Source organism: Thauera sp. ZXT1-4 (assembly GCF_052598215.2).
The window spans coordinates 31497-50976 of record NZ_JBQWSN020000007.1 but is presented as its reverse complement, the minus strand read 5'-3'; the positions used below and the strand labels follow the sequence as shown (position 1 = coordinate 50976).

The following is a 19480-nucleotide window of genomic DNA, read 5'->3' as shown; positions in this document are numbered from 1 at the left end:
CGGGCTTCGGGCTGCAAGGGGGCGTCAGACGTGCGCAGGGCGACCCATCACCGCGGCAGTCACGATCAGCAGGGCCACACCAATCGCGAGCCAGTCGCCCCCGCGCGCATACGGCGTGAGCCCCGCGTAGCCCTGCGCCTCAACGCGCAGCACGCCACGTTCGAACGCGGGTAGCAGCGCGGCGACGCTGCCATCCGGCTGCACCAGCGCGGTCATGCCGGTGTTGGTCGAGCGCAGCATCGGGCGTCCGGTCTCGAGCGCACGCACACGGGCGACCTGCAGGTGCTGGGGCTGAGCGAGCGAGTCTCCGTACCAGGCGAGATTGGAAATATTGAGCATCAAGGTGGCCTCCGGCAGCGCGCGTGCGAGCTCTGCACCGAAGAGATCCTCGTAGCAGATGTTGAGCGCCACGCGTTGCGCGCCGAAGCGCATCGGCGGCTGGTCGGGGGCGCCGCGCGTCTGGTCGGACATCGGAATCTGCGCCAGCCGGTAGAACCAGCCGAAGAGCGGCGGCGAGTACTCGCCGAAGGGCACCAGGTGCTGCTTGGCGTAGTACTGCACAGGCGCGGTGCCGAGGCTGATCGCCGCGTTGTAGATGTGCCCGGCCTCATCGCGGCGGAACACGCCCATCACGAGGTCTCCGCCACCTTCACGTGCCGATTGTGCCAGCCATTCCAGGTAGCCTTCAGGCAGGCGATCGAGCAGTGTCGGCACGGTGGTCTCGGGTAGCACCACGAGCGCAGGCGGCTGCGGCCCAGCAAAAGCTTCGCGCACCAGGTCCAGGTTTGCCTGGAGCACGTCGGCAAAGCGCTCCGGATCCCACTTCAGGCTCTGCTCGAAATTCGTCTGCACCAGCGCCACGGTGACCGGCGCACCGCTCGGCACGGTCCATCCCCGGCCAGCCAGCCCCATGCCGACTGCGAGCACGACGCCCACCACCGCCACCGGCGCCCAGCGCCGCACGGGGGCACCACGCCCCATGGGCAGGAAGACCACCAGAGCAGCGACGAACGCGGCAAGCCCGCCGACGCCGTAGGCGCCGATCAGCGGCAGATAGCCGGCGAGCGGACTGGGTGGCGTCTGCGAGTAACCGACGCCCAGCCAGGGAAAACCGGTAAACACCACGCCGCGCAGCCACTCGGCGAGCAGCCAGAGCGCGGCAAAGAGGGCGGCTGAACGCACGGGCGCCGCAGAAGGCGCTCGTCGTGGGGGCGCGGCTCCGACCCTTTGCGCGGAACGCGGCGGGCGTCGACGATGCAGGCCCGCAAAGCCAGCGCCGGCAAGTCCCGGGAAAAGTGCGAGGTAGCCACAGAACAGGGCGATGGCAAGCACGGCCAGCGGTGCAGGCATGCCACCATAACGCTCGAGGGCCACGTACAGCCAGGACACCCCGCCGGCAAAAGCGCCAAACCCCCAGACGAACCCGAGCGCAAAACCGTCACGCAGGCGGGTCACACCGACGAGCAGCCAGGCGAGCACCCCCAGCGAAATCAGCGCGAGCGGATACCACTCGAAGGGCGCGTAGCCGAACACCGACGCGCCGCCCGCAAGCAGCGCGAGCAAGGCGCGACGCCGCATCACTCTTCCACGGGCTCGGGCTGGGGCAGACGCTCCACCACCAGGGTATGCACCCGGCGACTGTCGGCGCGCAGAACCTGAATCTTCAGCCCTTCCACCTCCAGTGCCTCGCCACGCTTGGGCAGGCGCCCGAAATGGCGGATGACGAGACCACCGACGGTGTCGTACTCCTCGTCGCTGAAGTGGGTCGCGAAAGCCTCGTTGAAGTCCTCGATCTCGGTCGTCGCCTTGACGCGGTAGCGTCCGTTCTGATCGAGACGGATGCTGTCGCCAGCCTCGTCGAAGTCGTATTCGTCCTCGATGTCGCCGACGATCTGCTCGAGCACGTCCTCGATGGTGACCAGCCCGGCCACGCCGCCGTATTCATCAACCACGATCGCCATGTGGTTGCGCGATACGCGGAACTCGCGCAGCAGCACGTTGAGGCGCTTGGATTCGGGCACGAACACCGCGGGGCGGAGCATGTCGCGCAGATCGAACTCGCGCCCGGCGAAGTAGCGCAGCAGATCCTTTGCGAGCAGGATGCCGGCGACATCGTCCTTGCCGTCTCCGATCGCGGGGAAGCGCGAGTGCGCGGTGTCGATGGCGAAATTGACGATCGCATCGATCGGATCGTCCAGGTGCACGCAGTCCATCTGCGCGCGCGGGATCATCACGTCGCGCACCTGCATGTCGGACATCTGCAGGGCGCCTTCGATGATGGAGAGCGCATCGGCGTCGATCAGGTTGCGATCGAAGGCCGAGTGCAGTTGCGCGAGGAGTTCTTCGCGATCTTCCGGTTCGCGCGAGAGAAAGGCCGAAAGTCGCTCAAGTAAGGAAGGTTTAGGGGAACTGTCCATTTTGGGTGTCGACGTCTCCGCTTCAGGCGCTCAAGGCGTATGGGTCGGCGTAGCCCAGCTCGCGCAGGATGGCGGTCTCGAGCGACTCCATCTCGGCGGCTTCCGCTTCGGTTTCGTGATCGTAGCCCTGCAGGTGCAGCATGCCATGCACGACCAGATGCGCAAAGTGCGCCTCCAGGGTCTTGCCCTGGGCGGCCGCCTCGCGCACCACGACCGGCACGCACAGCACCAGGTCACCGGCGAGCACATCGCCCCCGGCATCGGGCGCGCCGGGCAGCGCCTCGTTTTCTGCATAAACGAAAGTCAGGACGTTGGTGGCGTAGTCCTTGCCCCGGTAGTCGCGATTGAGCTCACGCCCTTCGGCCTCGCCCACCAGACGCACGGTGACCTCCGCGTCCCGGCGCGCCGCGGCCCGGACCCAGCGGCGGATGTGATTTTTCTTGGGCGCGTTGGCCTTGTCCTCGCCTTCCAGCGCCTTCTGCACCGAGAGCTTGAGCACCGGCTCGTGTCCGCCTTCGGGCAACTCCAGCGGATCGACAAAGCGCATGTCGTGATGGACGTCTACGCGCAGGGTGAGCAGATTGCAGGCACCTGGCTGCAGCGAAAGCATCGGCACCGCGCTATCGTCCTCACAATCGGCCTCGATCTCGAGATCGCCCCAGGCGGACTCGGGGAAGGCCAGCAGCAGCCGGCGGCCGTTTCCGAAGTCGATCTCGAGGCGCTCGGCCTTCACCCGGCTCGCCTTGCCATCAGCGGCGATCGCGGTGATTCGGGGCGTGCTCACGACTGTGTCATTCGCCATTTCGGGAGTCTTCCTCTTCCTCTGTCTCTTCTATTGCCTGCGTCGCCCTCGCGCGCGCGGCGGCCTTCTCGCGCTCGATGCGCGCAGCTTCGCGGTCGTAAGCTTCCACGATGCGTGCGACAAGCGGATGACGGACCACGTCTTCCTTGCGGAATTCGGTGATGGCGATTCCGCGCACCTCGGAGAGCACCTCGCGCGCTTCCCTCAAACCACTGCGCTGGCCGCGTGCCAGGTCGACCTGGGTCAAGTCGCCGGTGACCACGGCCTTGGCACCGAAGCCGATGCGGGTGAGGAACATCTTCATCTGCTCGGGCGTCGTGTTCTGCGCCTCGTCGAGGATGATGAAGGCGTTGTTGAGCGTGCGCCCGCGCATGAAGGCGAGCGGCGCAATCTCGATCAGGCTGCGCTCGAAGAGCTTGCCGACGCGGTCGAAGCCCATCAGGTCGTAGAGCGCGTCGTACAGCGGGCGGAGATAGGGGTCGACCTTCTGCGCGAGGTCGCCGGGCAGGAAGCCAAGACGCTCGCCCGCCTCGACCGCCGGGCGGGTGAGGATGATGCGCTCGACCAGGTCGCGCTCGAAGGCGTCCACCGCACTCGCCACCGCAAGGTAGGTCTTGCCGGTACCGGCCGGGCCGATGCCGAAGGTGATGTCGAATTCCTGGATATTGCGCAGGTACTCCACCTGGCGGGGCGTACGACCGTGCAGCTCGGTACGCCGCGTCATCAGCACCGGTGCGGACTGCGGCGATTCGCCCTTGTTGGCGATCTCGATCAGGCCAAGCTGCACGTCGTCGAGCGAGAGGTCACTCTCGGCGCGCTCGTAGAAGTGCTTGAGCGCCATCTCGCCGCGCAGCACCTGCGCCGGATGACCGGTGAGCGTGAAGTGCTCGCCACGCCGGCTCACGGTGATGTCGAAGGCGTTCTCGATCTGGCGCAGATTCTCGTCGAGCACGCCGCAAAGGTTTGCGAGCCGGGCGTTGTCGACCGGTTCGAAGAAGACTTCAAGGGTCTTCGCCATTCAGGATTCCCGGGTGAGGATTTCGCCGCGCAGGCTGTGGGGCAGCGCGGCAGTGATGCGCACATCCACGAACTGCCCGATCAGGCGGTCGCGCACGGGCGAGTCGGAAGGGAAGTTGACCACGCGGTTGTTGTCGGTGCGCCCCATCATCTCGACCTCGGCGTTCTTCTTCGCCGCGCCCTCGACCAGAATGCGCTGCACCGAGCCGACCATGGCCTCGCTGTTGGCCTGGTACTGCGCGTCGATGCGCTTTTGCAGGCGGGCGAGCCAGGCGAGCTTGGTGTCGTGCGGCACAGGGTCTTCAAGGTCGGCCGCCGGCGTGCCAGGACGCGAGCTGTATACGAAGCTGAAGGAGCCGTCGAAGCCGATGTCCTCGATCAGCTTCATGGTCTTCTCGAAGTCGTCCTCGGTCTCGCCAGGAAAGCCGACAATAAAGTCCGAGGTCAGCGACAGATCCGCGCGCGCCGCGCGCAGCTTTCGCACCACCGACTTGAACTCGAGCACCGAGTAGCCGCGCTTCATCGCCGCCAGCACGCGGTCCGAACCCGACTGCACCGGCAGGTGCAACTGCGAGACGAGCTTGGGGATCTTCGCGTAGCAGTCGATCAGGCGCTGCGTCATCTCGCGCGGGTGCGAGGTGGTGTAGCGGATGCGTTCGATGCCGGGGATCTCGGCCACGCACTCCAGCAGGAAGGCGAAGTCCCCCTGCTCTCCGTCCTCGCGCACCAGTTCGCCGCGCCAGGCGTTGACGTTCTGGCCCAGCAGCGTCACTTCCTTGACGCCCTGCGCCGCCAGGCCGGCGACCTCGGCGAGCACGTCCTCGAGCGGGCGCGACACCTCGTCGCCGCGGGTGTAGGGCACGACGCAGAAGGTGCAGTACTTTGAGCAGCCCTCCATGATCGACACGAAGGCGCTCGCGCCCTCGACGCGCGCCGGCGGCATGGCGTCGAACTTCTCGATCTCGGGGAAGGAGATATCCACTTGCGAGCGCCCGGTCTGCTTGCGCGCCTCGATCAGGCCGGGCAGGCGGTGCAAGGTCTGCGGGCCGAACACGACGTCCACATAGGGCGCGCGCTTGACGATGGCCTCGCCCTCCTGGCTGGCCACGCAGCCGCCCACGCCGATGATCAGCCCGGGCTTGGCCTGCTTGAGCAGGCGCGCACGCCCGAGATCGTGAAACACCCGCTCCTGCGCCTTCTCGCGCACCGAACAGGTGTTGAAGAGGATCACGTCGGCCTCTTCCGGGTCGTCGGTCTTGACCAGTTCTTCGTGGGCACCGAGCACGTCCGCCATCTTCTCGGAGTCGTACTCGTTCATCTGGCACCCGAAGGTGCGGATGTAGAGTTTCTTCATGTTCAGGAAAACACCAGGCTGAGCCTTGCGGCCGTTCGGGCGAGTATCGCGGCAGCCATCAGCGCTTGGGCTCGGGCATGGCCGCTTCTTTCGGGGTGAGGATCCACACCCGGTGCACCTCGCCATTGCTGTCGAGCAGCATGCGCACCGTATGGCTTCCACGAATGTGGGATGGCAGCACGATGCGGTTGTGGGTGTCACGGATCTGCGCACCGGGACTCAGGCGCAGCGCCAAGTCCTTAACCCGAACCACGCCGGGTTGCGAGAACCCGGCCGTCGCCTTCACGGCATCATCGGGAATCGGCCGCGGCAGCGCCGCAACCGCCAGCGAGGACGCCATGCCAAGCACGCTGACCATGAGAACGGAAACAAAATGCGGGCGCAAGGGCAGACCGGACAGATCCGGAATGGTAGGAACAGGCGGCGATCATCCCCGATCGCCCGCCTGATGTCAATGCAAAAGCCTTATAAATCAAGACTTCGGAGGTAGGCCGCGCGCCACCCGCGGCCGCTCGCCCAAGCCCTCGCCTTTCGGCTTTCGGCCGGCCGACTGTTGACGCATCCCGGCCCGACCCGCTATATTCGCGCGCTCTGTTGGTGATGTAGCTCAGACGGTTAGAGCGATGGATTCATAACCCATAGGTCGGCGGTTCGATTCCGCCCATCACCACCAACAAATTCAAGGGCCTGCAGCGATGCAGGCCCTTTTCATTTTCAGCCGGGCTAACACCGGGCTAACACCAGCGCCGAAAACGTTAGCCCGCGCCCGTCGCCCGCCCCGACTCAGCAGCCCCAAGAAGCCCGACAAACTGTCGGACTCCACGCCCATGCGCCGCCGCTCCAGGCAGAGCGTGTTCGCCACCACAAAGCGAGAAACCCGCCACTCGGACGGGTCCAGTTTGAATTCAATTTGAAAACGGGGATTTTTTCTCCGCGTGCGGGGCCTGTGCGGTCTAGCCTCTGGCGGTTCCAGACTTTCAGCCCGACCCCGTCACCGTTGAAGCTCGGCAAGCTCTCGCGCCAGGCGGTCGCGCTTGGGCAGCAGGTGTGGCAGTCGGTGCGCGCCCCACGCCGACGGGTGCGCGTTGTGCCGCTCGATCTCAGCTTCTACCCCGGCCAGTGCAGCCCGCAGCCTGTCGACGGCAGCCTCTTGAGCGCGTCGGCAGGGGATTCCGCAGTAACGTCGCTTGCGCCCCTTGCCCGATTGATTCAGCGGCTTTCCGCAGGTACGACAGGCATCAGGCATCGCGGCGAAAAACTCCGGCGATTCGGTCAAAAAAACCACGTTTAGCTCAAGAGACTGGACCGTGCGGTTCCCAGTCTAGCTGACGTTGAGTTTCAGCCCCCCCTGCCGGTGGAACTGCTAGCCACAGACGACAGAACCGCGCACGGGGCGGATCTGGCTGCTGTCGCTGAGTGAAAGTCACTTCGCACCGGTCATAACGTAAGCGTCAGCGATGACCAAGCATGAAAAACCCGCCACGCGGGCGGGTGCCTCATGTGCCGATCGGGGCTGCCCGACAGAGTATTACTGCTGAATGCCAGCTTGCGGGATGTCCGTGACGGTCTCCTTTGCAGCTGTAATCACCGTTGGGAGTTGGCACCTTTGCTGGATGGCGACTTTTTCTAGCGCATCCCTCTCACCCTTTAGCTTGGCGTACTCGGCAGCTTCGGGACCGTCCCCGCCTTCCAAGAAGAACAACGTCGGCCAGAAGAGGATCATGCCTACGGTCATTTGTGCCGTATCGTTGTCCGCGTCTTTCTTCAGGCCAGCGTACAGCTCGTTGGCCCTACCTGACACTCGCTCCAACTCGGCCCCAATTTGCGAACAGTCATAATTTTGGTACTGCAAGGGCGATACTGATGCCGTCGCGATCTTGTCTGGATGAGTGGCACAGCCTGTCACGGCGAGCATGAACGCTGCAGTAGCAGCGGCGGTTACCAGATGCCTCATAGGTGCGATCCTTTGGAGTGAGCTAAAAGCCAAGACATAACGTTCTGTAACGAAACATTACGTTAAGCAGCTCTACTTGTGAATTAGACAAAGGTCATAGGCTCTACCCTCTACGTTCAGCTCTTCCCAAGCAAACAGCATGGTCGCTTAACGCTTGGCGCAGGGATCAGCGCCGCCTCAGCCCGTCGAGCCGCGCCTCCACGATTCCAAGCTGTCGCGCCCACGCCTGCATGACGCCGCCTGTCAGCCGGGAGTGTTCGGCTCGCAGTCGCCAGAAGGTGCGCCAGTGCATCCCCTTCGGCTTGCCGCCCTCGCCGTTCAGGATGCCGGGTTCCCACCCTAGCCTCGCCCGGATCGCATCGGCCCGCCTGATTGCGCGGTCGGTGTCGCTCTCGCGCTGCACCTCGTAGGCCAGTCGGTAGCAGCGCTGACAGGCGAAGATCGCGCCGCCGTACAGGATCGCCACGCGCCGCCCACAGCACGGGCACAGGAACCACGGACGTTCGCCACCATAGTGGCAACTGCTGCGACTGAGCCGCACCGTGTAGTCGTAGTCCTTCCATTCGCCCCGGTCGGTCGCACGGTAGCACAACTGGATAGACGCCTCGCCCGCCTCGATATTTACGCTCGCCCGCTTTTGCCCGTTGCGATACCAGTTCCAGCCGCCACGCCACCCAGGCACCAGCACGCCAGCACGATGCAGCTCGCGCACGTCGAGCCGCCGATAGTGCGCAGTCACATCACGTCCACCGCGCCGCCCGCTACCGCTTCCGCCCATGGCACCCCCGCAGATTTACCGAAATCATCAGGCAGCTTGACCACATGAAAGCAGCCCCGAAACGCCCGCATCCCTCGCCAGCATTGGGATGCAGCCTGTTTTTACGATGTGCGATTTTTCGCATGGTGTCAGCCCTCGTGCGGCAGGTAGCTGGCGCAGCCGTCGCCATGGTCGTCAGGCAGCTTGCGCAGCGGGTGATGCTCGCCATACGCCCCAGGCAGATCGTCGCGCCCTGAGCAGTAGCCCGCCGACAGGCCCGGCCTTTTGCGGTGTCGGCATGTCGAGCAGCCCCTCGCCGCCGATTGCCGCGCCGATTCATGCGCCGATTGCGCCAGCGGCTCAGGCAGCGGTTCAGCCGCCACGGCATCGGGATAGGCCACCAGCGCCTCGGGATGGTCGGCAGCAGGCGCGAAATGTACCTCCACCGGCTCACGGTCGGCGTAGTGCAGCAGCCAGCGGGTTGCCCGGATCGGCGGCGCGGTGTCAGTCGGCGGCATCACGCTGGAATCGCCCCCGCCTTTGTCCTTTTCGGCCGTTCCAGCCGTTCCGGCCAGTGTTTGCAAGGGATTCGCTGGAACGTCTGCCGGAACGTCTGCCGTTCCAGCCGTTCCAGCGGCCCGTTCCAGCTTGGCGAGCAGGTCATCAAGCCCCATTGCCCACCCCATGCAGCGCGTCGGCACGGACGTGATAGACGCGCACCTTGCGCCCGCCGACGTTCTCGGTTTTCGAGCGTTCGCCCGTCGCGCTCGCTTTGGGGATCACGCCCGCCGCTTCCAGCACGTCGAGCGCCCGCTTGAAGTCAAAGCCCTTCAGCGCCTCGCGCAGCCCGTCCGCGTTGAACAGGTACAGCCGCCCGCCCGCGTCGTCAGGCTTCCACCAGCCCGCCCGGTCACGGATCGCCGCGCCGTCTGCCGTCCAGTCGGAGAACCGGCTATCACCATGCCGTTCGAGGAACCCGGCCAGCTTGTCGAGAATTTGCCGCCGCTCGTCATTGCCACCGCCCCGCATGGCCCGCCACGCCTGGAACCCGATCACCGCAGCATCGAGCGCCGCACCTTCCGGCCATCCGGTGATGCCGTACTCGGTCGCAAGTTCGCCCGCCAGCGCCAGCAGTGAAAAGCGGGATGCCGCTCGCTTGTCCTGCCCTTCGGCCTCTGGCGGGTTGAAGTCAGGCAGCGCCTTGAAGCGTTCGAGCCGCCCGGCCATATCGCGCTCGTCGTGGGTCAGCCGTTCGAGGAACGCCCGCCCGGCCCGGCCATGATGTTGAGTCGCCGCCCGCTTGATCGCATCCGACAGCGCGGTGCCGCTCGCCATGCCGTGCAGTTCATCGAAGCAGCCGAAGCGCCGCGCAGCAGGGATGTCGAGCAGCCGCACCGCCTGCCCTGCCTTTGTGCGGTGTCCGCCTTCCATCATCGTCGTGCCGATGGTGCGCTCGCCCGTCGAAACGATAAACGCCTGCCAGCGGGTAACGGATCGCGCCGCGCCGGTACGGCTTGCCCGTTGCTTGCTGCGCCCGTTGCCCAGGCTATAGACGATTGCGCCCACCTCGCGGGGATCGCATTCGCTGATTTCATCGAGCGCCAGCAGACAGTCATTGAACAGCGCCGCCGCGCCTTCCATGCCGTTCGCGGTCGCCCGCCAGCTCCGCCGATACCCAGGCCCGCCCCACACAGAACACGCGGCTTCCAGAACCGTCGTCTTGCCGGTCGAGGAATCGCCCACGAAATGCAGCCCGCCGCCCTCGGTATTGGTGCGCTTGAGCAGCGGCCCCGCGAACGCCGCCGACAGCCCCAGCACGAACAGCGGGTTCGCCACCGCCCGCCCCGCAATCTCGGCTCGCCACCCGTCGAGCGTTCCGGCCTGCCCATGCTCGTCGTGCGAGCGTTCGCCGCTCTGGAAGATCACGCCCGCCGCGTTCGGCCCGATCACCGCATCAGGCAGCACGAACACGTTGCCGCACCATCCGACTTGCAGCGCGCACCGGATGCGCTTCTTCGGCGTGCGCTCTTGCAGGTAGCGTGCGAGCGTCTGGCGCGCGAAGGGATCAAGTTCCAGCCCCATCGCCAGCAGCTCGCCGCGCAGATCGGAACCGTCGCCCTTCAGCAGCTCCATCGGCATCGCCCACGAACGCCAGCGGCCCGCCGTGTTCTTGAAGCGCAGCAGCCGCCCGAAATTGTTTTCGCTGCCGTCGAAGGTCTGGGCCTCGATATGCAGTGGCCCGCACACCCAGGAATCGACGGGAACCGGCATTTCCTCCTTCTTCGGCTTGCTCATGCCGTGCAGCCACACGCCCGGCCTCAGCTTCCGCCCGGTGTCGAGCAGCGTCCAGTCGTCATACACCTTGAAGCAGGGGCGGTCATCCTCTGCCACGGACTGCACCACCTTTTCCTCGGTGCCGCCGCCAGCGGTCGCAGCCTCGATCAGTTCGGCCAGCGCCGGAACGTCTGGAACGTCTGCCGTTCCGCCTGCCGTTCCGCTGGAACCCGCGCCGCTATTGGGCGGAACGCCTGGAACGTCTGGAACGTCGAAAAACGGATGAAGCGATGGAGAATCAGCCTCAGCGCCGGAAAGGTCGGCGGTCATGGTGTCGAGCAGGTCATTCGCCATGACGCGCCCCCTTCCGACGGATCGCCGCCGCATCGTTGAAGTCGGAACCGGCCACGCCCTCGGGGAACTCAGGAACGATCAGCCGCGCCCCGGTCGCCTTTGCCGCAGCGGTCGCGTAGGTCACGCCTGGATTGCCCTCGGTCTGGCGGTCGTTGTCCGCGCAGATCACCAGATCAGCACCAGCCCAGGCGGATCGCGCCGCCCTCGCCACAGCCAGCAAGTTGCCCGCGTTCATCGCGCACAGCACCGGATGCCCGGTTTCCTCATGCAGCGTTGCGCCGGTCGCCCACCCCTCGCAGATCAGGATGATTGCCGGGTTGCTCAGGCCGCCAATCGGAGAGAACAGGCCACCCGCCCGGCCCGGCTTGAACCGCTTGCCGCCGTCCGCCTGGATGCGCTGCACGTTCCACAGCAGCCCGTAAGCATCGAACAGAGGAACGATCAGCAGCCCGCCACGCTGGCGCAGGTTGTGCGGCTTCACCGCCTTTTCCAGAAGGTACGGGTGAGCCGGGTCAGCCGGAACCGCAGCAGCCCATTCGGCCCGCGCCTCGATAGCCCGCGCCTCGTGTTCCGCCCGCCGCTCGGCTTGTGCCTTCAGTCGTGCCGCCTCGATCAGCTTGGCGAAGGCTTCACGCTCGGTGTCACTCATGCGCTTGCCGTCCGCCGCCCAGGTCGAGCGCAGGCCGGTTTTCCACGAACCGAAAGCGCCAGCGGCCCGCCCGTCGAGGTGCAGCGCATACCAGCCGTTGCGGGAACCGCCCTTGTCGCCTTCAACGTGGAAGCGGTGCAGTTGCCCGTCCGCCTCGATCACGTCAGGCGGAACCACCCCGGCCTCGCGCATGGCGGCGCGGAACAGTTCAATGGTGTCGTAGCTCATCAAGCCACCCCCATCAGCAGCAGCCCGGCCACCGCCGCGAGAACCAGCAGCCCGGCCACCTCGGGATCAATGCCGCCCGCCTGTTTCGGACGCAGCACATAACGCGCCATCCGGTGCGGAGCGCGGCCCGCTTCGGACGGTTCCGCCGTCCACGCGGTGTCGATTTGCTCGCCCTGGTCGCGCAGTTCGCAGATGCGCTGCGCCGGGTTCATGATTTCGAGGTACAGCCGCGCCTCGGTCGTCGTGATCCATCCGGCCTCACGCATCGCCGCCTGAAGTCGCGCCCGTTGCGCATCGCAGCCGTTGCCCGGAAAATCCGCGTGAATCTGCTGAAGCAAGCCCTTACGGGTCGCGCCGTCGCCACGGTCGCGGCCCGTTCCTTTTTCGGTCATGGCTTGCCCCTTACGCAGTCGCGCCGGTTTCGCGCACACGCGCCGCCAGCCATGCGTCAAGGTCGGCACGGCGGTAGCGGACTTTGCGCCCGATCTTCAGGAAGGGAAGCGCATAGCGCCCGGTCGAGCGCCATACGGACAGGGTGCCGGGCGATACGTCGAGCATCGCGGCAGCGGCTTTGTCGTCGAGCAGATCAGCGCCCGCCGCGATCAGGTTTTGCAGGTTTTGGGTTGTCATGGTTCGCGTCCGATTGAACCCGCAACGCTCGAATGCGTTGCGGTATGGATGCGAACTCTGAAGAAAGGCAGGATGGCGAAAAATGCCGACAAGGGGCCACCCGTAGCAGGCTGGCCGCTTGCCGTGTCGGTCTAGCCGCTAGGCGGACTTCCTCATCCACTCAGCAATAGTGCGTTGCGCGTTCTCGGGAGAAAGGTTCGCGCCGATTGTGCGGCCATGCGCCATGACGGATTCTTTTAGATCGTGTGCAGCCTTGTTTGCAGAAGGCCACTCACCAGCGCGGTATTGCTCAACAGTCCATTCTCGCAGCTTTTTCATGGGCGTATGGCGCTTCGCTGCCCCAATCGCGCCCAACTCAGAGAAGTTGATTCGACGAGCCGCAGCAATTGCCGCCTCCACATCCTCGCTGCCTCGATTGGCGTATTCCACACACCTTATTGCAGCAATCCCTACTGACATAGCGTAATCAACAAAAGCCCGCGATTTGAGGCTATCCCATCCTTGTGCTTCAAAGGATAGGCTGTGATCCTCCCAAGTCCTGGTGCGCCACGTATCCACAGCGAGCGCACACGCCTCACCAAGCGCCCGCAAAACCTCCCTCCCCTGCGGGCTATCACCAAAAGCTTTCCACAGTCGATCAGCCTCTTTGGAGTACTCCGGGCAGTCGCTGAAGTCCTGCTGCCAGTCGTCGATAGCGTCATGGATAAAAAGAAGCCCTCCCTCTGACACGTCAAGATCAATGCCAACGGATTCCGCGCTAACTCGTAGTTGACGCTCTGCAAACTCAAACTGCTTTTCAGTGCTCATTCTGCGCCCCTTTACGCTTGCCCTTGAATAAGGTGCCGCGCCAGCCGGGCAAGGGAACCCGGTTTTCGGCCTCGGGGATCAGCCTCGGCCTAGGCGCGGCAGAACTGAAGTTTTCTTAAGTCATGCAGCGCCGCGCTTGGTCGGCAGCGTCACCACGTCCGCCGCATCCTTCAGGCCCGCCGCTTCGAGTATGGCGCTTGTTGCGGTATTCACGGACTGGCGAACCGGATCAAGGTCTAGCCGCGCATAGATCGCCGTCGCTTGCGGGGATTTGTGGTTCAGAGACTTGCCGATGATCGCAAGGGACGCGCCGGTTCTCGCCTGCCAGCTTCCCAGGGTGCGCCGCAAGTCATGCAGCGTTACCCCGTTCGGCACGTCGCGCCCGTAGGGGATGCCCGCCCGCGCCATAACGCGCTCAACGGCCTTCTTCGGCTCAACGATATGGCCCGTCCGCCCGGTGCCGGGGAACACGAACCCGCCGCCCGTCGCATCCTTCCGCGCTTCGAGGATCGCCACCGCTTCCGGGCATAGGGTCACGCTCTGCGGCTCGTCGTTTTTCGTGCGCGGGATGCGCCACACGCCTGCCGACAGATCAAGCTCGCGCCAGTGCATCGCACACAGGTTGGCCCGCCTCGCGCCCGTCAGCAGCGCCAGCAGGATGAAGTCGCGCATGATCGGTTCTTCTTCGGCCACCGCCGCGAAGAACCGCGGCAGTTCATCGGCTTGCAGGAAGCGGTCGCGGGAAACCTTCTTGCCCGCCACCTTCACGCCTTGCGCCGGGTTGTAGTCGAGGAACCCCCACTCCACCGCCTTGCCGAAAACGCCCGATGCAAGCGCCCGGATGTTGCGCACGGTCGCCACGGACTTGCCCGCCCGCTCCGCGTCGTGCAGCACCTTGGCAATCATGGCGCGGTCGATTTCCGACAGCTTTTTGCCGCCCATCGGCTTTTGCAGGTAGTCGCGGAACCGCTGCACGTCAGCAGCCCATGCCCGCTTCTTTTCGCCGTGCCGGGTGCCGTACTCGGTGAAAAACTCCGACAGCGTAGGTTCAGCCTTGAACGCCCGCCGCGCCGCCGCAGGGTTCGCGCCGCTGGCGAACTCGCCAAGCGCCAGCGCCGCAGCCTTCCGGGCTTGCTCACAAGTCATGTCGGGGAAGGTGCCAAGTTTCACCCAGGCCACCGAAGCACCCGCCCGCTTCACCACATAGAAGGTCTTGGTGCCCGCCGCCGTCGCCCTCAGCGCCAGCTTGCGAACCTCGGTGTCGTAGATCGTCAGCCGCTTGCCCGGCTCGGGAAGTTCGAGCGCCTGGAGCGTCGTTTTCGAGAACTTGAGATTTGCCATTCACTCACCCTGCATCGTCCGGGCTAACATCGGGCTAACACCGGGCTAACATTTCACGGCAAAAACCGTCCAAAACCGTGTTAGCCCGTTAAGGTGAGTATCGTATAAGCACCTTGTTTCGTAAAGAGTTATTAAGCTCGATTAACCCACAGGTTTACAGCGAAACACGGATTCATAACCCATAGGTCGGCGGTTCGATTCCGCCCATCACCACCACCAAACACAAAGCCGCTGATTCGAAAGGATCAGCGGCTTTTTGCTTCTGCAAGTGGCACGGGATGCCTGCTCCGACACGTCCTGCACCCTATGGCGCGCTCGCCGTCCGGCAGCGACTCGACTATGTGAGCTTCAAGGTCCTGACCCGCAGCGACCGCGCACTCTCAAACCCACCCGCCCTCCTGACGCCTTCGATCAAGATGCGGTCGAAAGCCGTCTATCCGCCCCCTGCGAACCGGAAGCTCAACGCATTTGCCGCCGGCACAGAGGATGAAACCGAGCCGTTGGCATGTGTTACTGGACACCAGAAAACGGCATCCGGCCTACGCCGCACCCACTTGCCTCCCTTTTGAGCAACCCATGCAAGCTTATGGCAAACAAGGCTTCGCCACACTTATCCACAGCTCTGCCAACAGCTCTTTCCCCACGGACTGGGGACAACCCAGCGCGAGGGTCGCAAAGCAGGCGCAATCGGGAGCGGACGACGCCGACGGTGGGTTGCCTCAGTCAGCGGCCTACGATTCGACGCAGTTCCGCCCTGCGAGCTTGGCCCGATAGAGCGCCATATCGGCACGCTTGATCAGCGCATCGAAGCCCTCGTCGTCGGCAAGCACGACGGCCCCGAAACTGGCGGTGACAGAGCCCGCCGCGTCGAAGTGTCTGGCCTCGATGCCCGCACGCAGGCGCTCCGCGGCGCGAAGGGTTTCGCTCAGGTCAGCACCGGAGAGCAGCAACAGGAACTCCTCGCCCCCCCAGCGCCCGACCACATCTTCCTCGCGCACCTGCTCGCGCACCACTTCGATCACGCCGCGCAACACGGCGTCGCCAGCGTCATGGCCGTGGGTGTCGTTGATCTGCTTGAACAGGTCGAGATCGAACATCACCAGCCCCAGCGGCGTGCCAGTGGCATGGGCGCGTGCGATCGCATCGTTGAGCCTGCGAGAGAACTCGGCCCGATTGGCCGCGCCGGTCAGGGTGTCGGTGGTGGCCAGGATGCGGATGCGCCGCTCGACCTCCTTGCGCTCGGTGATGTCACGGCAGATGCAGAAGATGAGCTTCTGTCCGCGAAAGATCGTGCGGCTGTTACTGAGCTCGATCTCGACGACGCTACCGTCCTTGCGCATCTGACGGGTTTCGAAGTGGTGTCCATCCGCATCGATGCAGTGAATCATCTCGAGCAGATCATCCGCCGTGTACTCGTAGGCCCAGTCCCACACGTGGAGCTGATAGATCTCTTCCATCGTGTGGCCGAGCGTCTCCGCGAAGCGCGGGTTCGCCTCATAGACCCGGCCATTCTGGTCGAGTACGACCACTCCGTCGCGTGACTGCGCAAACAGGGTGTGCCACAGAGAGTCCCGGTCGCGGAGAAGTTGCTCCACGGTTTCGCGCTCGAAGTACCCCGCGTCGGGGTCTTCAGCAGGCGCTTCCTGCGTCAGGGGATTGTGACTGGCATTCATTTGGATCGGATTGACAGCTTGTTAGGGACGGCCCGCCTGAGAACGGAACCATCTGACCAATAGCTTGCGCGACTCAAGACGCAAGAACCGTAATTTTTGTCACACATACACAATTTATTATGTTTTTAGCCTTTTATCCCCACAGACATGATTCTTCCCGGAAGCACCAGGAATGAAGTTGTGTCCGGTTTATAGTTGAAATCTATGCATCAACGTCGAACGATCAATTAGCCAGAATATAAGCACTCGTTTATGTTTGCCGGACAACCGACACGGAGTTCACCCATGAATGAGGAGATTCACACCGACATCGCGATCATCGGCGCCGGCAGCGCAGGACTGTATGCCCTGCGCGAGGTGCGCCGCGCCGGCCGCGACTTCCTCCTGATCGACCGCGGCCCACTGGGGACGACCTGCGCGCGCGTAGGCTGCATGCCCTCCAAGGTGGCGTTGCACGCCGGTGCGCAATGGGCTGCACGCAGCCAGTTCGCCGAGGCCGGCATCCGTGGAGCAGAGAAGCTGGAGATCGATCTGAGCCGCACGTGGGCCCATGTGCGCAGCAAGCGCGACCAGTTCACCGCGAGCGCGGCCGGCAAGGCGCGTGAGGCAGCGGGCAAGCGTCTGATCGAGGGCAGCGCGCGCTTCATCGAGCCGACGCTGATCGAAGTCGAAGGGCCGGCGGGCGTGCGACGCATCCGCGCACGGGCAGTCGTCATCGCCACCGGGTCACGGCCGGTGATACCGGCCTGGCTCGACCCGGTACGGGAACGCACCGTGAGCACCGATGAACTCTTCGAGCTCGAGACCCTGCCGCACTCGGTAGGCATTCTTGGCCTGGGCGCGATCGGTCTGGAGATGGGCCTCGCGCTGTCCCGGCTCGGCGTGGGCGTGGTCGCGGCAGACCTCGCACCGACGATCGCCGGCATCGCCGACCCGGAAGTGGGCGAGCGTGCGATCGCCCACTTCGGCGAGGAGATGGAGATGTGGCTGGGTGCCCAGACGACGGTCACCCCGATTGGGCGGGGCGTGCGCATGCGGGCGGGCGACCGCGAGGCCGACGTCGAATTGCTGCTGGCCGCGCTCGGCCGCCGCCCGAACGTCGACGGGCTTGGGATGGCCGAGGCCGGTTTCCCGCTCGATGAACGCGGCATGCCCAGGTTCGACCCCACGACCCTGCAGATCGGCGATCTGCCGGTCTTCATCGCCGGCGACGCCAACGCGGACCGCCCGCTGATGCACGAGGCCGCCGACGAGGGTGCAATCGCCGGCTTCAACGCCGCACGCGGCATCCCGGTGCGCTTCGCGCGCAAGGTCGCGCTCGGCATCGCCTTCACCGATCCGGACATCGCCAGCGTGGGCGCACGCTTCGACCAGCTCGACCCGGGACAGATCGTGGTCGGCAAAGCGACCGGCGCAGCCAACGGACGCGCCCGCATCCTTGAGGCCCAGTCCAGCCTGCTGCACGTGTACGCCGACCGCAAGGACGGCCGCCTGTTGGGCGCATCCATGATGATGGCCGGCGGCGAGCACATCGCCCACCTGCTCGCGTGGGCGATCCAGCGTGGCGAAACCGCGCGCAGCCTGCTCGAACTGCCCTTCTATCACCCGGTGGTGGAAGAGATGCTGCAAACAGCGCTACAGGACATCGTCCGCAGCCTTGGCGATGACAGTCCCCTCCCCATCGGACTTGCACAGGAAACCGAAGCATGAAGCACAGCCCTACCCGCCTTGCCACTTTGGTACTTGCCGCCGCCCTCGGCTGCAGCACCGCACACGCTGCGGCCCCGCTCGAAGTCCAGCTCACCGGCGTCCAGCACGCGCGCGGCGCAATCCGGGTCGGCCTCTACGCCGACGACAAGACCTTCCGCAAGGAAGCCCAGGCGCTGGCCCTGCAGCAGGTGCCGGCCACGCCCGGCAATGTCGTGGTGCGCTTCGACGATCTCGCCCCCAGCCGCTACGCGATCATGGCTTACCACGACGAGGACGGTAACGGCGAGATGAACCGTCGCTTCGGCATGTTCCCGACCGAGGGCTATGGCCTGTCGAACAACCCGCAGGTCGTTGGTCCGCCCGCCTTTGCGGACAGCGCCTTCGAAGCCGGAGAAAAGGCGCACACGATCACGATCGAGCTGCGTTACTGAAGCGCATCCCGGCAGTGTGCATGGCAAAACCCCGCCCCCGCCACCGACGCCCTGGTCCTGTTGGGGGTGCCGGATTACCTCAAGCACATGCTGGACGAGGCAGTCTCGGACTGAAGCAGCTGCGGCGCGCCAGCGCACGCGCGGTGAGCGGTGAGCGGGCTCATTTCAAGCGCAGGATGCGCACCGCACCCGCCAGCACCAGCACGCCGATCACGCCACCGACCACCCAGTCCGGCCACGCTCGCCCACTCCACGCCACCAGCGCGCCGGCTGCGATGACGCCGAGGTTGGCGAGCACATCGTTGGCCGAGAAGATGTAGCTCGCCCGCATATGCACGCCGCCCTCGCGGTGCCGGGCAATGAGCACCAGGCAGGCCACATTGGCGGCGAGCGCGAGCAGCGACACGCCCATCATTCCGGCCGCCTCGGGCATCGCACCGGTCACCACGCGGCGCGCGACCTCGGCGAGCGCACCCAGCGCCAGCACCATCTGCAGTACGCCCGCGAGCCGCGCCGCCGCCAGCTTGTAGCGCGCGGCGCGGCCCACTGCGTAGAGCGCGACGCCATAGACCGCCGCGTCGGCGAACATGTCCATCGCGTCCGCTACCAGCCCCGCCGAGCGCGCCCACAGACCGGCGCCGAGCTCGATCACGAACATCAGCACGTTGATCGCGAGCAGGATCCTCAGCACGCGCGCCTCGGCCGCATCATCGGGGAGCGTGGCGACCTGCGCTTCGCCGTCTGCCAGCAGGCGCGACTCGGCCAGCTCCGCACCATAGCCCAGCGGCACCAGGCGCGCGAGGATCTCCGCCGGATCACCGCCGTGATCCACTGCCAACCGCCGTCCGGCAAGGTCGAATTTCAGCGCTGCCACCGGGGCATCGGCCAGGCACATGCGGACCATCTGCTCCTCGGACGGGCAATCCATGCCGGGAATGCGGAACACGCTGCGCGTATGCGCACCGACCACGCCAGCCCGTTCGGCCTCCCGCCGGGCATCGCACGTCTCTCCCCCTGCTCCGTGCGCCCGGCCCAGCGTGCGTGCACCACCGCCGGCTGCCTGGGGGGGCTGCAGGCACGCC

General features: G+C 65.3%; 19 protein-coding genes and 1 tRNA gene. 3 read left to right on the top strand and 17 right to left on the bottom strand.

Annotated elements, in window-relative coordinates; genetic code table 11:
- Nucleotides 1-24 precede the first annotated feature (24 nt).
- Genes lnt through ACUH78_RS07670 form a run of 6 tightly spaced genes read right to left on the bottom strand, consistent with a single transcriptional unit; the run spans nt 25 to nt 5948 of the window.
- Nucleotides 25-1578 carry an apolipoprotein N-acyltransferase gene (gene lnt / locus ACUH78_RS07695; protein ID WP_445333174.1) on the bottom strand — a complete coding sequence of 518 codons (1554 nt, stop codon included), beginning with the start codon at nt 1576-1578 and terminating at the stop codon, nt 25-27.
- The gene (locus ACUH78_RS07690) at nt 1578-2417 is read right to left on the bottom strand and encodes a CorC family transporter (protein ID WP_418365201.1); all 840 of its coding nucleotides are present in this window, start codon (nt 2415-2417) and stop codon (nt 1578-1580) included. The genes lnt and ACUH78_RS07690 overlap by 1 nt, the downstream gene beginning before the upstream one ends.
- 22 nt (nt 2418-2439) lie before the next feature.
- Nucleotides 2440-3219, bottom strand: a complete 780-nt coding sequence (ybeY, locus tag ACUH78_RS07685) for an rRNA maturation RNase YbeY (RefSeq protein WP_445333175.1) — start codon at nt 3217-3219, stop codon at nt 2440-2442.
- Entirely contained in the window at nt 3209-4237 is a 1029-nt protein-coding gene (locus ACUH78_RS07680) for a PhoH family protein (protein ID WP_445333176.1), read from the bottom strand. Before ACUH78_RS07680 ends, ybeY begins: the two co-directional genes overlap by 11 nt.
- Nucleotides 4238-5590, bottom strand: coding sequence for a tRNA (N6-isopentenyl adenosine(37)-C2)-methylthiotransferase MiaB (gene miaB / locus ACUH78_RS07675; protein WP_445333177.1), 1353 nt, complete (start codon nt 5588-5590; stop codon nt 4238-4240). It abuts the gene before it with no gap.
- 58 nt (nt 5591-5648) lie between these two features.
- Complete coding sequence (locus tag ACUH78_RS07670; protein WP_418365205.1) at nt 5649-5948, bottom strand: hypothetical protein; 300 nt, start codon at nt 5946-5948, stop codon at nt 5649-5651.
- A gap of 238 nt (nt 5949-6186) precedes the next feature.
- On the opposite strand from ACUH78_RS07670, the gene ACUH78_RS07665 reads away from it, so the two are divergent.
- A tRNA-Met gene (locus ACUH78_RS07665) sits at nt 6187-6263 on the top strand.
- A gap of 855 nt (nt 6264-7118) precedes the next feature.
- Here the strand turns inward: ACUH78_RS07665 and ACUH78_RS07660 are convergent.
- The 10 genes from ACUH78_RS07660 to ACUH78_RS07615 all read right to left on the bottom strand — a co-directional run bounded on the left by ACUH78_RS07660 (nt 7119) and on the right by ACUH78_RS07615 (nt 16257).
- Nucleotides 7119-7544 (bottom strand): hypothetical protein, encoded by a 426-nt coding sequence (locus tag ACUH78_RS07660; protein WP_445333178.1) that lies wholly within the window; start codon nt 7542-7544, stop codon nt 7119-7121.
- Nucleotides 7545-7710: 166 nt separating this feature from the next.
- A complete protein-coding gene (locus tag ACUH78_RS07655) occupies nt 7711-8283 on the bottom strand; it encodes a hypothetical protein (protein ID WP_445333179.1) in 573 nt (190 codons plus the stop codon).
- A gap of 167 nt (nt 8284-8450) precedes the next feature.
- Nucleotides 8451-8975 carry a hypothetical protein gene (locus tag ACUH78_RS07650; RefSeq protein ID WP_445333180.1) on the bottom strand — a complete coding sequence of 175 codons (525 nt, stop codon included), beginning with the start codon at nt 8973-8975 and terminating at the stop codon, nt 8451-8453.
- Nucleotides 8965-10929 (bottom strand): DUF927 domain-containing protein, encoded by a 1965-nt coding sequence (locus ACUH78_RS07645; protein WP_445333181.1) that lies wholly within the window; start codon nt 10927-10929, stop codon nt 8965-8967. Before ACUH78_RS07645 ends, ACUH78_RS07650 begins: the two co-directional genes overlap by 11 nt.
- Nucleotides 10919-11806 (bottom strand): toprim domain-containing protein, encoded by an 888-nt coding sequence (locus ACUH78_RS07640; protein WP_445333182.1) that lies wholly within the window; start codon nt 11804-11806, stop codon nt 10919-10921. The genes ACUH78_RS07645 and ACUH78_RS07640 overlap by 11 nt, the downstream gene beginning before the upstream one ends.
- A complete protein-coding gene (locus ACUH78_RS07635) occupies nt 11806-12198 on the bottom strand; it encodes a helix-turn-helix domain-containing protein (RefSeq protein WP_445333183.1) in 393 nt (130 codons plus the stop codon). The genes ACUH78_RS07640 and ACUH78_RS07635 overlap by 1 nt, the downstream gene beginning before the upstream one ends.
- A gap of 10 nt (nt 12199-12208) precedes the next feature.
- Nucleotides 12209-12436: a helix-turn-helix domain-containing protein gene (locus ACUH78_RS07630; protein WP_445333184.1), complete on the bottom strand. Its 228-nt coding sequence runs from the start codon at nt 12434-12436 to the stop codon at nt 12209-12211.
- A 138-nt stretch (nt 12437-12574) separates the two neighbouring features.
- Nucleotides 12575-13243 carry a hypothetical protein gene (locus ACUH78_RS07625; protein ID WP_445333185.1) on the bottom strand — a complete coding sequence of 223 codons (669 nt, stop codon included), beginning with the start codon at nt 13241-13243 and terminating at the stop codon, nt 12575-12577.
- A 120-nt stretch (nt 13244-13363) separates the two neighbouring features.
- Nucleotides 13364-14584, bottom strand: coding sequence for a tyrosine-type recombinase/integrase (locus ACUH78_RS07620; RefSeq protein ID WP_445333186.1), 1221 nt, complete (start codon nt 14582-14584; stop codon nt 13364-13366).
- A gap of 731 nt (nt 14585-15315) precedes the next feature.
- Complete coding sequence (locus ACUH78_RS07615) at nt 15316-16257, bottom strand: sensor domain-containing diguanylate cyclase (RefSeq protein ID WP_445333187.1); 942 nt, start codon at nt 16255-16257, stop codon at nt 15316-15318.
- 285 nt (nt 16258-16542) lie between these two features.
- On the opposite strand from ACUH78_RS07615, the gene ACUH78_RS07610 reads away from it, so the two are divergent.
- On the top strand, nt 16543-17967 hold the full coding sequence (locus ACUH78_RS07610; protein ID WP_445333188.1) for a dihydrolipoyl dehydrogenase: 1425 nt from the start codon (nt 16543-16545) through the stop codon (nt 17965-17967).
- Complete coding sequence (locus tag ACUH78_RS07605; RefSeq protein WP_445333189.1) at nt 17964-18398, top strand: DUF2141 domain-containing protein; 435 nt, start codon at nt 17964-17966, stop codon at nt 18396-18398. The genes ACUH78_RS07610 and ACUH78_RS07605 overlap by 4 nt, the downstream gene beginning before the upstream one ends.
- 160 nt (nt 18399-18558) lie before the next feature.
- Here ACUH78_RS07605 and ACUH78_RS07600 read toward each other — a convergent pair whose 3' ends face one another.
- Entirely contained in the window at nt 18559-19344 is a 786-nt protein-coding gene (locus ACUH78_RS07600; protein WP_445333190.1) for a cation efflux transmembrane domain-containing protein, read from the bottom strand.
- Nucleotides 19345-19480: the final 136 nt, after the last annotated feature.

Bases quoted from the DNA above. Each gene is read 5' to 3' on its own strand.
- ACUH78_RS07635 (WP_445333183.1), bottom strand. From the start codon at position 12,198: ATGACCGAAAAAGGAACGGGCCGCGACCGTGGCGACGGCGCGACCCGT.
- ACUH78_RS07625 (WP_445333185.1), bottom strand. From the start codon at position 13,243: ATGAGCACTGAAAAGCAGTTTGAGTTTGCAGAGCGTCAACTACGAGTT.
- miaB (WP_445333177.1), bottom strand. From the start codon at position 5,590: ATGAAGAAACTCTACATCCGCACCTTCGGGTGCCAGATGAACGAGTAC.
- ACUH78_RS07680 (WP_445333176.1), bottom strand. From the start codon at position 4,237: ATGGCGAAGACCCTTGAAGTCTTCTTCGAACCGGTCGACAACGCCCGG.
- ACUH78_RS07615 (WP_445333187.1), bottom strand. From the start codon at position 16,257: ATGAATGCCAGTCACAATCCCCTGACGCAGGAAGCGCCTGCTGAAGAC.
- ACUH78_RS07640 (WP_445333182.1), bottom strand. From the start codon at position 11,806: ATGAGCTACGACACCATTGAACTGTTCCGCGCCGCCATGCGCGAGGCC.
- ACUH78_RS07605 (WP_445333189.1), top strand. From the start codon at position 17,964: ATGAAGCACAGCCCTACCCGCCTTGCCACTTTGGTACTTGCCGCCGCC.
- ACUH78_RS07670 (WP_418365205.1), bottom strand. From the start codon at position 5,948: ATGGTCAGCGTGCTTGGCATGGCGTCCTCGCTGGCGGTTGCGGCGCTG.
- ACUH78_RS07690 (WP_418365201.1), bottom strand. From the start codon at position 2,417: ATGGACAGTTCCCCTAAACCTTCCTTACTTGAGCGACTTTCGGCCTTT.
- lnt (WP_445333174.1), bottom strand. From the start codon at position 1,578: ATGCGGCGTCGCGCCTTGCTCGCGCTGCTTGCGGGCGGCGCGTCGGTG.
- ACUH78_RS07630 (WP_445333184.1), bottom strand. From the start codon at position 12,436: ATGACAACCCAAAACCTGCAAAACCTGATCGCGGCGGGCGCTGATCTG.
- ACUH78_RS07645 (WP_445333181.1), bottom strand. From the start codon at position 10,929: ATGGCGAATGACCTGCTCGACACCATGACCGCCGACCTTTCCGGCGCT.
- ybeY (WP_445333175.1), bottom strand. From the start codon at position 3,219: ATGGCGAATGACACAGTCGTGAGCACGCCCCGAATCACCGCGATCGCC.
- ACUH78_RS07660 (WP_445333178.1), bottom strand. From the start codon at position 7,544: ATGAGGCATCTGGTAACCGCCGCTGCTACTGCAGCGTTCATGCTCGCC.
- ACUH78_RS07620 (WP_445333186.1), bottom strand. From the start codon at position 14,584: ATGGCAAATCTCAAGTTCTCGAAAACGACGCTCCAGGCGCTCGAACTT.
- ACUH78_RS07610 (WP_445333188.1), top strand. From the start codon at position 16,543: ATGAATGAGGAGATTCACACCGACATCGCGATCATCGGCGCCGGCAGC.
- ACUH78_RS07650 (WP_445333180.1), bottom strand. From the start codon at position 8,975: ATGGGGCTTGATGACCTGCTCGCCAAGCTGGAACGGGCCGCTGGAACG.